General features: G+C 64.2%; 14 protein-coding genes. 4 read left to right on the top strand and 10 right to left on the bottom strand.

Annotation, left to right across the window (positions count from 1 at the left end; translation table 11 throughout):
- Nucleotides 1-11: 11 nt before the first annotated feature.
- The 3 genes from C449_RS10075 to C449_RS10065 all read right to left on the bottom strand — a co-directional run bounded on the left by C449_RS10075 (nt 12) and on the right by C449_RS10065 (nt 3810).
- The gene (locus C449_RS10075) at nt 12-1415 is read right to left on the bottom strand and encodes an aldolase/citrate lyase family protein (RefSeq protein ID WP_006077903.1); all 1404 of its coding nucleotides are present in this window, start codon (nt 1413-1415) and stop codon (nt 12-14) included.
- Nucleotides 1416-1610: 195 nt separating this feature from the next.
- Nucleotides 1611-2663, bottom strand: a complete 1053-nt coding sequence (gene aceA, locus C449_RS10070) for an isocitrate lyase (RefSeq protein ID WP_006077902.1) — start codon at nt 2661-2663, stop codon at nt 1611-1613.
- Between the two features lie 316 nt (nt 2664-2979).
- Nucleotides 2980-3810, bottom strand: a complete 831-nt coding sequence (locus C449_RS10065) for an MBL fold metallo-hydrolase (protein WP_006077901.1) — start codon at nt 3808-3810, stop codon at nt 2980-2982.
- Nucleotides 3811-3985: 175 nt separating this feature from the next.
- Between C449_RS10065 and C449_RS18115 the strand changes: the two genes are divergently transcribed.
- The gene (locus C449_RS18115; protein ID WP_161606455.1) at nt 3986-4150 is read left to right on the top strand and encodes a hypothetical protein; all 165 of its coding nucleotides are present in this window, start codon (nt 3986-3988) and stop codon (nt 4148-4150) included.
- A gap of 269 nt (nt 4151-4419) precedes the next feature.
- Here the strand turns inward: C449_RS18115 and C449_RS10060 are convergent, their stop codons facing one another.
- Genes C449_RS10060 through C449_RS10050 form a run of 3 tightly spaced genes read right to left on the bottom strand, consistent with a single transcriptional unit; the run spans nt 4420 to nt 7266 of the window.
- On the bottom strand, nt 4420-4842 hold the full coding sequence (locus C449_RS10060) for a YlbF family regulator (RefSeq protein WP_006077900.1): 423 nt from the start codon (nt 4840-4842) through the stop codon (nt 4420-4422).
- A 51-nt stretch (nt 4843-4893) separates the two neighbouring features.
- A complete protein-coding gene (locus C449_RS10055) occupies nt 4894-5553 on the bottom strand; it encodes an alpha/beta hydrolase (protein ID WP_006077899.1) in 660 nt (219 codons plus the stop codon).
- A gap of 57 nt (nt 5554-5610) precedes the next feature.
- Entirely contained in the window at nt 5611-7266 is a 1656-nt protein-coding gene (locus C449_RS10050) for an NADH-quinone oxidoreductase subunit D (RefSeq protein WP_006077898.1), read from the bottom strand.
- Nucleotides 7267-7381: 115 nt separating this feature from the next.
- Here C449_RS10050 and C449_RS10045 point away from each other — a divergent pair, with 115 nt between their 5' ends.
- Both C449_RS10045 and dph2 read left to right on the top strand, forming a co-directional pair.
- The gene (locus C449_RS10045; protein ID WP_006077897.1) at nt 7382-8059 is read left to right on the top strand and encodes a helix-turn-helix domain-containing protein; all 678 of its coding nucleotides are present in this window, start codon (nt 7382-7384) and stop codon (nt 8057-8059) included.
- A 109-nt stretch (nt 8060-8168) separates the two neighbouring features.
- Nucleotides 8169-9218, top strand: coding sequence for a diphthamide biosynthesis enzyme Dph2 (gene dph2, locus C449_RS10040; RefSeq protein ID WP_006077896.1), 1050 nt, complete (start codon nt 8169-8171; stop codon nt 9216-9218).
- Nucleotides 9219-9549: 331 nt separating this feature from the next.
- On the opposite strand, the gene C449_RS10035 is transcribed toward dph2, so the two are convergent.
- The 4 genes from C449_RS10035 to C449_RS10020 all read right to left on the bottom strand — a co-directional run bounded on the left by C449_RS10035 (nt 9550) and on the right by C449_RS10020 (nt 13598).
- Complete coding sequence (locus C449_RS10035) at nt 9550-10386, bottom strand: aldo/keto reductase (protein WP_049914010.1); 837 nt, start codon at nt 10384-10386, stop codon at nt 9550-9552.
- A 116-nt stretch (nt 10387-10502) separates the two neighbouring features.
- Nucleotides 10503-11273, bottom strand: coding sequence for a hypothetical protein (locus tag C449_RS10030; RefSeq protein ID WP_006077894.1), 771 nt, complete (start codon nt 11271-11273; stop codon nt 10503-10505).
- Nucleotides 11274-11439: 166 nt separating this feature from the next.
- Entirely contained in the window at nt 11440-12537 is a 1098-nt protein-coding gene (locus C449_RS10025) for an NADH:flavin oxidoreductase/NADH oxidase (RefSeq protein ID WP_006077893.1), read from the bottom strand.
- A gap of 104 nt (nt 12538-12641) precedes the next feature.
- Nucleotides 12642-13598 (bottom strand): alpha/beta hydrolase, encoded by a 957-nt coding sequence (locus C449_RS10020; RefSeq protein WP_049914059.1) that lies wholly within the window; start codon nt 13596-13598, stop codon nt 12642-12644.
- 103 nt (nt 13599-13701) lie between these two features.
- On the opposite strand from C449_RS10020, the gene C449_RS10015 reads away from it, so the two are divergent.
- Nucleotides 13702-14370: an METTL5 family protein gene (locus C449_RS10015; protein WP_006077890.1), complete on the top strand. Its 669-nt coding sequence runs from the start codon at nt 13702-13704 to the stop codon at nt 14368-14370.
- The last annotated feature ends 5 nt before the right edge of the window (nt 14371-14375 follow it).

The following is a 14375-nucleotide window of genomic DNA, read 5'->3' as shown; positions in this document are numbered from 1 at the left end:
GGAGCGTAGTTTCAGTTACCGACGTCGGTGGCGCGCTCGACCACGCTTTGGCCGTAGCGGTCGGCGAGGTCGTCGTGCTGGTCGGGGCGGTTCTCGTAGACGTCCTGGAAGAGGCTGACGGGGGTCATCGCGGCCTGGTAGGTGGCCTCGTCCCACATCCGGTCGGTGGCGATGTCGACGGCGACGTCGTCGATGACGATGGTAGTGGCGCGCTCCATCGCGATCGCGCCGGTGCCGGCGTCGCGGGCGGCTTCGAACTCCTCCATCGAGTCGACGATGTCGTCCATGCTCGGGACGTACGCGGCCATGTCCAGCAGTTCCTCGCGGAGGTCGTCCTCGTCGAGTTCCTGTTGGTCGCCACCGACCGTGAGGACGTACCCATCGCCGGATTCGGTAAGCGAGACGCGGTCGCCGGTGTAGACCTGCTCGTCGCCCTGGTCGTCGAGGTCGACCTGCCGGGTGCCGTCGTCGAGGAGCCATCGGCCGGTTTCGGGCGGCAGCGGTGCCTGGTTCGCTTCGACCACCTGCCCGGGGGTGAGCGACCAGATCCCGAGCATTCCTTTGGCCTGGTTGTCGGTCATGCGCTCGCGGTAGCCCTCGACGTCGCGGATGTCGTCGTAGGGACCGTCGACCGCGATCAACCCCGCAGCACTCGCACCCCGAGAGGTGTTGTGGCGGAGTTCGGGCCACGCCGGCAGATCTCCAGTCGGGGTGATCGCGCGCATGTCCTTGGTGTAGTCGACCTCACCATCCACGAGCATGAACAGCCGCTCCAAGTTATTCGTGGGCTTGCCCATCTCCTCGCGCAACTCGCCCATCGCCAGCTCCGCTGCACCGCTCTCGATGATCACCGACATCGCCAGACTCCCCTCCTCAAGCCCGTGCTCTGCCTCGACGATCGTGATGAGTTCGTCGGCTTTCTTCCAGTCGTCGATCCCGCCGACCTCTGGGATCACGAACCCATCGAGATGCTCGACGGCCCCGTTGTCGGGATCGGCGATGTCGAGCATGTGCTGGAACCCCTGATACCGGGTTTGGGGGCTGTCGCGGTGCCACACNTGCTCGACGGCCCCGTTGTCGGGATCGGCGATGTCGAGCATGTGCTGGAACCCCTGATACCGGGTTTGGGGGCTGTCGCGGTGCCACACTACCCGCGGGTGGATCTCGCCAGGGAACTCCGCGCCGTTCTCCGAGAGGACTTCAACGATATTTTCCGCACCTTCGTCGCGCATCGACGGCGCGGTGGCGTCCTCGTTGTCCGGTACCCACACGTCCGGCGCTTCCATCCCCTGCAGGCCGCTCGCGCTCCGCAACATCTTCGCCGAATCCTCCTCGCCCTCCACCGCCGTCGGCGTGGTGAAAAACGTGCGGACGAACTTCCGGTCGTGCAGCCGCTCGTCGTGTCGAGCGCTCATCGCTCACCTCCGAGACCGTCGCTGATAGGCTGTCCTCGCTGACTGTGTCCGTGTCTAGTGTTGGTTTTGCTCATGTGGCGTGTGTCGTGTCTATCGGAAGGGTAATTTCGGTTTCGGTGCCGGTGATACCGCGCTCTGCGTGCAGTCGAGATGTCGGTGTGTCCAGAGGGGGGAGGGAACCGACGAGGAGGCGAGTTAGTCGTCGCTCTCGGCGTCAGCGGTCAGGGGGTCGCGTTCGTCCTCCGAGAACCCCTCCGATCCCTCGATGCGCGAGCGCGCCTCTGGGTCGAACTCCATCTCGATGTCCTGGAACTTGTCGACGAACGACAGCTCGTGGTGGGATTCGGTCTCGTGATCGAGATACCGGTCTTCGAGATCGAATTGGCCCTGTTCGGCGTTCTCCGCGAGGTTCTTCATGTCCTCGAAGGCCGCGTGTGCGCCCGAGTGGAGCGCGAAGAGGGTGATGAACTGGTACTTGTACCCGAGGTCGCCCAGCTCCTCAAAGGTGAGCGGGTCGTCCTGCTCGGACCACGCGAACGACGAGGAGTAGTTGAACGCGAGATCGAGATCGGGGTGGGTCTCGTGGATCGTCTCGGCGTACTCCACAGCGTCCTCCCGGCTGGGATCGGGCATCTCGGGCCAGACAATGTCGACGCCAGCGTCGGCGTAGAGCCGCCCCCGCTCTAAGTGCTCTTCCCAGTCACCGTTGGCGGAGCCGTAGGCATCGGTGCGCGCGATGATCACGGTGTCCTCACACTGCTTCGCGTCGACGGCGGCCTCGAAGCGAGCCTGGGCGTCCTCACGCGGAACGATCTGCTTGCCCGCGATGTGGCCACACCGCTTCGGCGTCACCTGGTCCTCGATGTGGACCGCGGCGACGCCGACCTTCTCGTACTCTCGGACCGCGCGCCGGACGTTATGGATCCCGCCGTACCCGGTGTCGCAGTCGGCGATCACAGGGAGATGGGTCGCCTCGACCATTCGCTTCGCATTCTCGACCATCTCGGTCATCGTGACCATCTCGAGGTCCGGGAACCCGAACTGGCCCAACACCGTGGAGTAGCCGCTCATGTACGCGGCGTCGTGGCCCGCCATCTCCGCGAGCCGGGCGTCGAGGGCGTGGTACATGCCGGGCGCGAACACGTAGTCCTGGGTGTCGAGCATCTCGCGCAGCTCTTCGGCTGCGGGGTTGTCGATGTCCTTCGTGAAGACGTCCGTGTCTCCGATGAGTTCTTCAGGGGTTGGCATTGTGAATTCGTTCTCGTGGGTTGCGTTCGTTTTCGTGGCGTCGAGCGTGGACCGCGACGGTAACGGCGCTCCTCGTCCGCCAGCAGCCGCTCGCGGTCGGCGTCGTGACCCGAGCGCGCCGTCGTGTCGGCCCGCCTCGTTCGCCGCACCGCCACCCAGAACATCTCACTAAAAAACTGTTATGGTTGATCATGATAATATTCATTAATTGATTTATTCGCCAGGGGGACGATTAACGCATAATAGTGTAATGAACTACCGTGTTGGATAGCCACGCACTACCAAGGAAGCCGATCAGGAAGATCTCTTTCGAGCGCTACAGACCCACCCGATCACCGATCTCGACGATTTCGAGCGTGTTCGGGTGGTCGAAGCTCCCGACGTGATGGTGGAGCGCGGTCGGATCGGCGGTAAGTCCCTTCCACATGTCCCAATGGGTCGGGAGGAGGCGATCGGTCTGGAGGGCGGCGGCGATCTCGATAGCCTGATTCTCGTCGTTGTACCACCGCGTTCGGGTTGGTTCGCGGGTTTCCTTGTCGGGGATCCGGCCGACGCTGCCGAACGCGAGCGCCGCGAGATCGATGTCGTACTCCTCACCGATCCGTTCGAACGCCTCGCTCGGCTTGGTGTCGCCGCCGTGGAAGAAGGTGCCAGCCGGGTGTTCGATGACGTAGCTCACCGGGTGGGTTGCGTCTGGATCGTGAGCCTCCTCGACGTGGACCGTGAAATCACCGATTGCCATCGTATCACCCTCGGTCACTTCGTCGAGTTGCTCGTCGTCGACGTCCCACTCGTCGGTCCAGCGCTCGTCCTCGCGCGCAACCGCGAGGCTGTCGTCGGGCGCGAGGAAGGTCGCGCCGGTTCCTTCGAGGATCGGAGCCTGCGAGGGGCCGTGGACGTGGTCGGTGTGTTCGTGAGTCGCGAGCACCGCATCGGCCGCCTTGACATCGGCCGGGTCGAACGGCACTGGAATCATTCTGATCGTTCGCGGTGGGTCACCGGTTCCGAGGTACGGATCGATGAACAGCGTCGTGTCGCCGTCGGTCAGCACGAACCCGTTACACCCGAGATACCAGATCGCCACGCCATCGGGATCGGCGTCAGTGATCGCCTGCGGCAGCCAGTCGTTCCAGTCTGAGTCTACCATCACCGGATGCGCGTGGGCGAACAGTCTAAGTCTCCCGATCGAGTGCGTGTCATCTCTGCCGAATCGAGGATGAGGGGAGGATGCGACGAGCGATACGGCCACCGGTCGTTGCGAATGCTGCTGGCAGCCACTGACGGCCCGGAATCGATATGCTGATCGAACATGAAGCGATGATATGAACACGAGAACCCTCTCGACGATCGGCTGGCTCGCCATCGGCGTCATGACGATCGGGATGGTTCCGTTCGTTCTCGATACTCCTGTTGTTGCTGTCTTCCTGTCGCTACTGGCACTCGTGTCGTTCTCTGCTGCAAGCAGGGGCAGGGAACTCAGTGTGTGAAACCACCATCCGATAGCACGCCGGCGTGGCTGCGGTGCGGTCCTGGTGGATGAAGGGTGAGCACCGGAGGTGCGAGGGCTTCAGCGGTGCCGTGCGGTTGCGGTGGCGGGCACGAAGAGTGTAGCATCCGCGCGAGCGAAGCGAACGCGGCTCACCGCGAGTGAGTGCCCGTAGGGTGCGAACGAGCGGGTGTTTTCATCCCAGGTTTTTGCAAGGACCCTGAGCGAGCGGAGCGAGCGAATGGGGACGCAGTAAAAATGTGGAGCTGATTAGTCCTGACAGCACGCGCCGATCCGGTCGCCGAAGTCGAAGTCGAGTTCGACCGAAACCGCGTCGCTGATGCGTTCGAGCCGGGCGTCGAGTCGGTTCTGTGCGTCGAGGAACTCCGCCATCGCCGGGACCTCGTGGAGTTCCTGCTGGGCGGTCTGGAGCTTCTGGAGGTCCTCTTGGCTCGCCTCGCCGGTCTGGCGCGCGAGCATGAACTCGTCACGGAGCCGCTCGAACTCCTGAACCTTCTCCTGGGCTTCGGGACTCCGCTCGACCTCGGCTTTCGCTTCGGCGAACCGCTCGTACTCGGGCGTGTCGGCGATCGCGCTCCCGAGGTCGCCAGCGAGGTCCTCGGGCCGGCCCGCTGTGGCCATCGGTTCGGCGTCGGCGTCGGTCTCTGCATCGAGCTCCGGTTCGGTGCTCATCGTCCTCGTTTGGGCCGTGATTGGTTTCAACTTGGCGGTGCCCAGTGTCCGTCAGCCCAGGCGCGCCTCGACCCACTCGACCACGTCCGCGAGTTCGTCCGGCGCGATCCCGTGGGCGCTTCCGTACTCGTGGGCCTCGACCGGACAGCCCATCTCGTGCAGGCGGTCAGCCGCCGCCTGGGCACGACTCGACGGAATGATCTGGTCTGCGGTCCCCGAACCGACGAACACTGGTGTGTCCTCGATACCGACGGGCTCGGCGTCGGCGTGTGACTCGGCGAGATAGCCGTGGAGCGCGACGACCCACGCGTAGCGTTCGGGGTCTTCGACCAGGAGCGAGAGCGACGAAATCGCTCCCTGACTGAATCCCAGCAGCCCGATTCGGTCGGGATCGAGGTCGTACTCGTCGATCGCGGCGTCGATCGTCTCGCTCACGAGATCGAGACTTCGGCGGAACTCGTCCATGACGGGCTGGCTCTCGTGGAGGTCGCCGTCCGGCACGTCGAGCTCGTACCACGTGTACCCGCCCATCAGCCGATCCGGCGCGCGAAGACTGATGACGTGGAGTTCGTCGGGAAGGCGCTGGGCAACTGGAAGGAGATCCTCCTCGTCGGCACCGCGGCCGTGGAGAACGAACACCGCCGGCGCGGGACCGTCGGTGGAAACGTCGGGTTCGATCGAGACGTGTTCGAGCGGGAGGTCGGCGGACATGCAGGGGCGTAGGTAGGCGAGTGATTTCAATCCCCGAGTGTCGACAGCGTCGTACCGTCAGCGGTCGACTTCGCCGAGTACGATGTCGAGGCTCGCAAGTGAGGCGATCAGATCGGGGACGTACTCGCCCTCGGCCATCTCGGGGAGGACCTGGAGGTTCGAGAAACACGGACTCCGAATCTTAAACCGTGCGGGTTCGTCGGTTCCATCGGACCGGATGTAGATTCCCAACTCTCCTTTCGCGGCCTCGACCGCTCGGTAGATCTCTGCCCCGTCGTCCGGACGGAGCGTCCGGGGAACGTTCGACTGGATTTCGCGATCGTCCTCGGGCCAGTCTTCCAGTAGGTCGACACACTGCTCGACGATCCACGCGGACTGTTCGATCTCGCGGAGCCGGCAGAGCACGCGGGCGTAGTTGTCGCCCTCCTCAGCGGTCACGACGTCCCAGTCGAGTTCGGGGTAATAGCCGTAGGGATCGTCGCGGCGGAGGTCGTAATCGACACCCGACGCACGCGCTACGGGACCGGTGCAGCCGTACTGCTTGGCGGTTTCGCTGTCGAGCACGCCGGTGTCGACGCACCGCATCTGAAAGATCTCGTTCGAAGTCAGTAGATCGTGGTACTCGTCGATCTTGCCGGGGAGATCGTCGAGAAAGTCCTGAATCTTCTCGAAGAACGCTTTGCGTGGTTCGGGCAGGTCCCACGCGACTCCGCCGAGCCGGAGATAGTTGAACATCAACCGTTGGCCCGTGAGATCCTCCAGAATGTTCTGGACGATCTCGCGGTCGCGGATCGCGTACATGAACACGACGGTGAACTCGCCGATGATGTCGAGGGCGAACGTGCCGATCGCGAGCAGGTGGGCGAGAATCCGCGAGAGTTCGCCGCTCATCGTCCGAATGACTTGGGCGTACTCCGGCACGTCGAGATCCGCGAGATCCTCGGCGGTCCGGGCGTAACACCACTCGTTCAAGAGCTGGCCGCCGAGATAGTCCCAGCGATCGGGGTAGGGCATGATCTCGTGACGATAAGTCCCGTTCTGACAGCACTGTTCCTCACACCGGTGGAGATATCCAGGATCGGGATCGACGTGGGCGACCTGCTCGCCGTCGAGCACCGCCTCGATGTGGAGCACGCCGTGGGTCGCAGGGTGATGCGGGCCGATGTTGAGGAACATCGTGTCCGAACCCCCGTTCCGGTGGTCCTCTTCGAGGGGGTTGGCGTGGGATTCGAGCGTGACGATCTGTGGCTTGTCCTGGTTGTAGTCGAGCCCCATTGGGTGGCCTTGCCACGTCTCGGGGAGGAGAATCCGCCGGAGGTCGGGGTGGTCGTCGTACTCGATTCCTACGAGGTCGTAGGCCTCGCGCTCGTGCCAGTCAGCCGTCCGATAGACCGGTTCTGCGCTCTGACTCACCGGATTTTCTCGGGGAGTGGGCACGACGATGCTCACCTCGTCAGTCGGATCCTCGTACTTCCTCAGATGGTAGATCGACTCGAAGCGGTCCTCGTACTCCTCGGCGGTGACGCACGAGCAGTGATCGAATCCCGCCTCGTCACGCAGCGCGAAGAGAACGTCTTGGACCTCGTCGGGGCGCACCACGAACCCGGGCGCATTGTGGTGGTCGTCGCGGGCGACGGTGTAGGGTGCGAGCAGTTCCGCGAGCGGTTCGTCGGCGGATCGATCCGGTGCTTCGACGGCTGACTGCGAGCTCATGATGTGGGTGCCGGCGCGCTCGGCCGGTTTCTACCGACGATTTGGCTCGGTGTGACGAGGCCGTTCTGCCTCGCTGGTGAGGGACGTTTATTAGTGTCCGTCCGCGACGCCGGACATGAAATATCTCGAACTGCGCCTCCAACAGAGCGAGGACGTCATTCACCCGATGCACGAGTTCGTCGCCGCCCGGGAAGAATACGGGTCGTACCGTCTGCTTCAATGGAACCCCGCTGTCGGTGAGACCAACACCATGATCTTCGCCGTCGAAGGCGAGCCGGAACCGTACGCGGCAGCGCTCGAAACCGTCGAGACGGCGCTTGAGTTCGAGATCGTTCCGGGAGAGGGGGAGACGTTCTACGTGTACGTTCGCGAACGGCTCGCCGCCGAAGCGCGTCAGCTGACCGACGCGTTCACCCACGGCAGTCTCGTCGTGATGCCGCCGCTCGAATACCGGAGTGACCGCACCATCGATCTCACCGTCGTCGGGAGCGCCGACGCCCTCCAGACCGCGATCGACGAGGCACCGCCAGGCGTCGACGCCGAGATCCGGAGTGTCGGCAGCTACGACGCCGGAACGATCGAGACTGCGAGCGCGCTGAGCGACCGCCAGGCGGAAGCAGCGACGACAGCGGTCGATCTCGGTTACTACGAGACTCCCCGTGAGGCCACGGTCGCCGACGTGGCCGATCGGCTGGGCTGCGCACCGGGAACCGCCGCCGAGCATCTCCGAAAGGCCGAAGCCACACTCGTCGAACGAACTGTCGAGGGGTTGAGCGGTGATCGCGACGTATGAGGGCAACGGAACGCTACCACTTCGCTGCGCTCATTCCACAACGAGCTTTGTGCTCACTCCGTTCGCACAAAACCCCGAGACTAAACGTTACGACGCGTAAGACCACTCAATGAGCCACCAGTCGGATACTTCTGCGGGCGATCTCACGCGAACAGGAATGGCGCTCAAACACGATCGGGAGTGGGACTACGAACTCGATCGGATCGTCGAAGCGGTCGAGGAACGCGACGCCGAGAAAGTCGGTCTCCAGTTCCCCGAAGGGCTGAAGCGCCGCGGACCGGCCGTGACCGACGATCTCCGCGCACTCCTACCCGACGACGTGCGCGTCCTCCTGTCCGGACAGCCGTGCTACGGCGCGTGTGACCTCGATACCTATATGATGCGCCGCACGGACGTGTTCGTCCACTTCGGCCACTCCCCGATGAAGGAGTCGGAGAAGATCATCTACGTTCCGCTCTTTTCCAATGTCGATGTCGAGCCGATCATGGTGGACTCGCTTGAGGAACTCGACGATCCCGACGAGAACCCCGATGTCGGGCTCGTCACTACCGCACAGCACATGAACAAGTTCGAAGAGATGCGTGCGTGGCTCGAATCGCGAGGATTTGACGTCCACACCCGCCGGGGCGACGATCGATTGACTCACGAAGGACAGGTCTTGGGGTGTAACTACGCCTCCGCCGACATCGACGCCGATCAGGTGCTCTACGTCGGGGGCGGGAAGTTCCATCCCCTCGGTCTCGCGATGGAACACCCCGACAAGCGTGTGGTGATCGCCGATCCCGTCAACAACGCCGTTTCGGTCGCCGACACCGAGAAATTCTTGAAGCAGCGCTACGGAGCCGTCCACCGCGCGATGGACGCCGAGAAGTGGGGCGTGATCTTCTGCACCAAGATCGGCCAGGGACGCTACGATCAGGCCGAGAAGATCGTCGACGAGAACGAGAACGCCTACCTCATCACGATGGACGAGGTCACGCCCGACAGGTTGAGAAACTTCGACATGGACGCGTTCGTGAACACGGGCTGTCCACGGATCACGACCGACGACGGCCCGCAGTTCCACAAACCCATGTTGACGCCCGGCGAGTACGAAATCGCAGTCGGCAACGAACCCCTGGAGAACCTCTCGTTCGACACGTTCCACGGCACGTGGTAGGACTCGTCTGAGTTGGGTGGCTCGGATGGCCCGGATGGCCACAGGCGACGAGCAAGACTTGCACTAGCACGAAAGATAATTATAGTATGGCGTGGAACCGCATCTGGGGCCAACCCATGTACGAGATCATCTGCGAATCGTGCGGTGAGTTCGGATTCCACCCGTCGCGGCTCGGGGCGGAATCACGGGCCGAGACGCATAGCGACGAAACCAACCATACCTCCCGAATCGAGCCAATGCGTGAAACGACGCTGTCGCAGTAAGCAGTAGTATCGGATTCCTCCATCCGAGCGGTGGACGCTCGGTTTTGAAAACGTTTTGCGGACGCGCTTCAGCCTTCGATCGTTGCGACCTCGTCGTCGGTGAGTTCGATCTCCGAGGCCGCGACGTTCTCTTCAAGATGGTCGACGCTCGACGTACCTGGAATCGGGAGCATCACCGGGGAATGCTGGAGGAGCCACGCGAGGCCGACCTGGTACTCGGTCGCGTCGTGGTTGGCCGCGACTTCGTCGAGCCCGTCGAGTTCGCCCGAGCCGAGCGGTGCCCACGGGATGAAGCCGATGTCGTGCTCTTCACAGTATTCGAGGACTTCCTCGTGCTCGCGGTCGCCGATGTTGTACTGGTTCTGGACGGTGGCGATCTCGACCACGTCGCGCGCGGTTTCGAGCTGTTCGACCGAGACGTTCGAGACGCCGACGTGGTTGACCTTCCCCTCGTCTTTGAACTCCGCGAAGGTGTTTACGGACTCCTCGTAGTCGACGTCGGGGTCCGGGCGGTGGAACTGGTACAGGTCGATCTGATCGGTTTGGAGTCGATCGAGACTGCCGAGGATCGCGTTGCGGAGGTAGCCCGGTTCGCCACATCGTGGCCACGCGGCGTCACGGTCGTCGCGCCAGAGTCCACCCTTGGTGGCGATGAACGCGTCGTCGTAGGGCGCGAGCGCCTCGCCGATCAGGCGCTCGGAAACCGCCGGGCCGTAGGAGTCGGCGGTGTCGATGAAGTCCACGCCGAGCTCGGTCGCACGCTGAAGGACCTCTCGCGCTTCGTCCTCGTCGTCCGGCGGCCCGATGATCTCGTCACCGGTGAGGCGCATCGCGCCGAAGCCCAGTCGGTGGACCGTGTCCTCTCCCCCAATATCGAACGTATCGCTCCGGTTTTCGGTTGCCATCGTCGCCACGAACGGCCGACCGACAGTAGCCTCTTTCGGCCCCGGCAGTCGATCGGGCGTTTTTCGGACTCGACAGCGACGAGAATTACCGAGAGACGGACCGCGATGTCGACAGTTCAGCCGGACGAGGCGAGCTTTTCGGCTTGCCGTTGGGCGAGCTCAACGAGTTCGGTCAGCCGTGCATCGCGGGACGGTAGCCTGGTCGAACTCCCCCCCGCCTGCTCTGTGAGCGGCATAGAACTCATCCGGAACACGTGATCGGCCGCGACTACCTCGATGTCGGTTCTCGCGTCGTCCGACGACCACCACGCGAACGCCGTCTCGCCGATCGTGGGACTCGCCGTCTCGATGTCGTCCCGCGACCGATACCGACTTGGAAGGGTTCCGAGCGAACACGTCCCACCGAGTGCGTCGAGCGTCTGTCCCTCACATCGCCAGAGCCGTGTTCGGAGAGTTCGCGTATACGGCTCCGTACCGCGATACAGCGCCGTTATGGTGCCGTTGTCCCGTACTCGGGGTGCAGAGCCATCGGCGTACGTCCAGCCCGCACCGAGCGCCGGCGCGAGCAACAGCCTGTCCGCGGGCGGCTCCGGCGTCGGGATCGGCGTCGACGTCGCTGTTGCCGTCGCCGTGGCCGTCGGTTGGGCCGTCGGGCTGTTTGTCGTTTGTTCGGCCGTCGCTCGGTCAGTCGTCGATTCGTCGGCCGTCCGGCTGATCACCGAGCCTGTCGCAGTGCGTTCGGTTCGTGACTCGTCGGTCGCGTTGCCTGCTGGCTCTCCGGCCGTGGTTCCCGCGGCTGGCCCCTCGGCGGCGTTCGACGAACAGCCTGCGACGCCGACGATGCCGGCGATCGCGCCCAGCCCGCGAAGGTAGTCTCGTCTCCGCATCACTCGACCGTGTCTCGGGGCGATGCGTGCCGACAGTAGCCCGAACTGGTTCCATTCATCGGCTCTGATGGTCGTTCTCTGTCAATGGTTGTGAGCGTGACGGTTTCGATCGGGAACCGTTCGGTGTCCCGATGTTGCTTCGTGTCCTGCTGTGGACCAAAACCACTCAGAACCCACGGCGGTACTGCAACGGCGGTTCGGCCGCCTCCGGACGATCGAGCGTCTCGGCGGCGTGGAGTGTGAAGTACGGGTCGCGGAGGTGTTCTCGTCCGAGGATCGCGAGATCGGCCCGGCCGTTGCGCACGATCGCGTCGGCCTGTTCTGGACTCGTGATTCCGCCGACCGCCCCCACTGCAACCTCGCTGTCGTTCTCTTTGCGGATTTCCTGTGCGTAGGGTACCTGATAGCTCGGCCCCGCCGACGGAAGCTCCTGGTCGGGGTGGAGCCCGCCAGCACTCACGTCGATCAGATCCGCACCCACCGTCGAGAGGTCGTCGGCGAGTTGTACCGACTGCTCGACCGTCCAGGCGTCGCGGTCGGGCAGCCAGTCGGTCGCGGAGATCCGGACGAACACCGGCTTGTTGTCGGGCCAAACCTCCCGCACAGCGGCGGTCGCCTCGCGAACGATCCGCGTCCGATCCTCGAACGATCCTCCAAAATCGTCCTCGCGGTGGTTGGTGACAGGTGAGAGGAACTCGTGGAGGAGGTAGCCGTGGGCGGCGTGAACCTCGGCGATCTCGAATCCTGCCTCGTGAGCGCGCTCGGCCGCCGCCGCGAAGGAATCGATTACGTCCTCGATATCTGTCTGCGTCATCTCGGCCGTCGCCGTCCTCCCCTCGTCGTAGGGCCACGGTGCGGCGCTCGGTGCGATCGTCTCCCAGCCACTCTCGTCGGGCTGGAGCGGTTCGCTGCCGTCCCACGGACGGGTCTTCGACGCCTTCCGGCCAGCGTGGGCGAGCTGGATCGCCGGCACCGAGTCTTGGCCCTTGATGAACTCCGCGACTGGCGCGAGCGCCTCCCCGTGTTCGTCGCTCCAGATCCCCAGATCCTGTGGCGAGATCCGTCCCCGAGATTCGACCGCGGTCGCCTCGGTCATCACGATTCCAGCCCCGCCGGCCGCGCGGCTGCCGAGATGGACGAGATGCCAATCCGTCGCGAGACCGTCACGATCCTCGCAAGAGTACTGGCACATCGGCGAGACCATCACCCGGTTCGGGACGCGAGTCTCGCGCAGTTCGAGCGGTGTAAACAGATCCTCCGACATCAACAGGAGTAGCGGTCTGCCGGGGAAGTCTGTGGCGAAAGCGGGGAAAAACCGGGCCGCCTCGGAGTACCGGCAATCCAGCTCCGGCGGTGGTGTCGGCCGGGCTATCGAGCCTGCGCGTCGAACGCGTCCCGGAGACCGTCGGCGACCGTCTCGATCCCGTCGTGCGCTCGATCGACCACGTCGAGCATGCTCACGAACGCGTGGATCATCTCCGGGAAGTGCTCGTGCTCGACCGCGACGCCGGCGTCTTCGAGCCGGTCGACGTAGGCGATCCCCTCGTCGCGGAGCGGATCGAACCCCGCCGTGATGACGGTCGCGGGCGGCAGGCCGGAGAGATCGCGCGCGAGCAGCGGTGCGGCGTACTCGTTGCGCGCGTCGAGGTCGTCTTGGATGTAGCGCTCGTCGTACCATTCCATGCTCTCGTGTTCGAGGAGATACCCTGCACCGTTCTCCTCGTAGGAGTCGAACTCCTCACCTACGACGGAGTTCACCGCCGGATAGATGAGCGACTGATGACACAGGTCGGGACCGCCACGGTCGCGCGCCAGCAGTGTGACCGCGGCCGCGAGGTTCCCACCCGCGCTGTCGCCACCGACTGCCAGCCTCTCGGGGTCGCCGCCGAGGTCGCCCGCGTACTCCCCAGCCCACTCGACGGCCGTGTAGCAGTCCTCGACCGCCGCCGGGAACGGGTGCTCGGGCGCGCGGCGGTAGTCGACCGAGATCACGAGACAGTCCGCCGCGTTCGTCACCGCACGACAGAACGGGTCGTGGGTGTCGAGATCGCCGAGTACCCAGCCTCCGCCGTGGAACGTGACGAACACTCCCGGAGCGTCGTCCGGGCCGTCCTCGGGCGCGTAGACCCGGATCGGGATCGGTCTCTTCGGCCCCGGGATCGTGAGATTCTGCACGTCGCCGACAGGTTGGGGGTCGAGCATCGAGAACAGTTCGTCAAACTGGTCGCGCGCGGTTTCGACCGACGCGCCGTAGGTCGGCGGCGCGCGCTGCTGGTCGAGCAGATCGAGCACCTGCCGCACTTGGGGATCGAGTTCCGAATTCATCGTCATCGATACCGGTATCGGCGTCGCCCTCAGTCTTCGGTTCGAACGAATTACCGAAGCGAATAGCCAAACCTTTTCCTATGTTCGTTGGGTATCACGAGCGATGAGTTCCGTGAGCGCCCTGGCTCAGCGACTCGCGGTGGTCGCAGGGTTCGAGGATCCACAAGTCGGTCTCGAACAGTACCCCACGCCGCCCGACCTCGCGGCCCACCTGATCCACGTCGCGGACTTGCAGGGCGACATCGAAGGCCAGCCCGTGATCGATCTCGGCACCGGAACGGGGATGCTCGCACTCGGTGCAGCGCTCCGCGGGCCGGAGTCGGTCGTCGGGATCGATATCGACCCCGATCCGCTCCGGACCGCGCGAGCCAATGAGTGCCGGGTCGGCACTACTGCCGACGTCTCGTGGGTCAAAGCCGACGCGACCGACGCACCGCTTCGCTCACGGGCCGAGTCGGTCGATACCGAAGAATCTCCATCCCACGAGGGAGACGTACCTACGACGGTCGTGATGAACCCGCCGTTCGGCGCGCAGAACGACAACGAACACGCCGATCGGGCGTTCCTCGCGACGGCAGCCCGAGTTGCCACCGTTTCGTATTCTGTTCACAACGCCAATAGTTCTGGGTTCGTTGAGGCGTTCGCCGACGACAACGGAGGCGAGGTGACGCGGGCCTACGGAGCCGAACTCGATCTCCCGCGGCAGTTCGAGTTCCACGAGGCCGACTCCCGCACCGTGGACGCCGAGGTATTTCGGATCGAGTGGGAGTGATCCGC

This window comes from Halococcus saccharolyticus DSM 5350, from assembly GCF_000336915.1.
Taxonomy (GTDB): domain Archaea; phylum Halobacteriota; class Halobacteria; order Halobacteriales; family Halococcaceae; genus Halococcus; species Halococcus saccharolyticus.
This window is presented reverse-complemented; position numbering and strand designations above follow the sequence as displayed.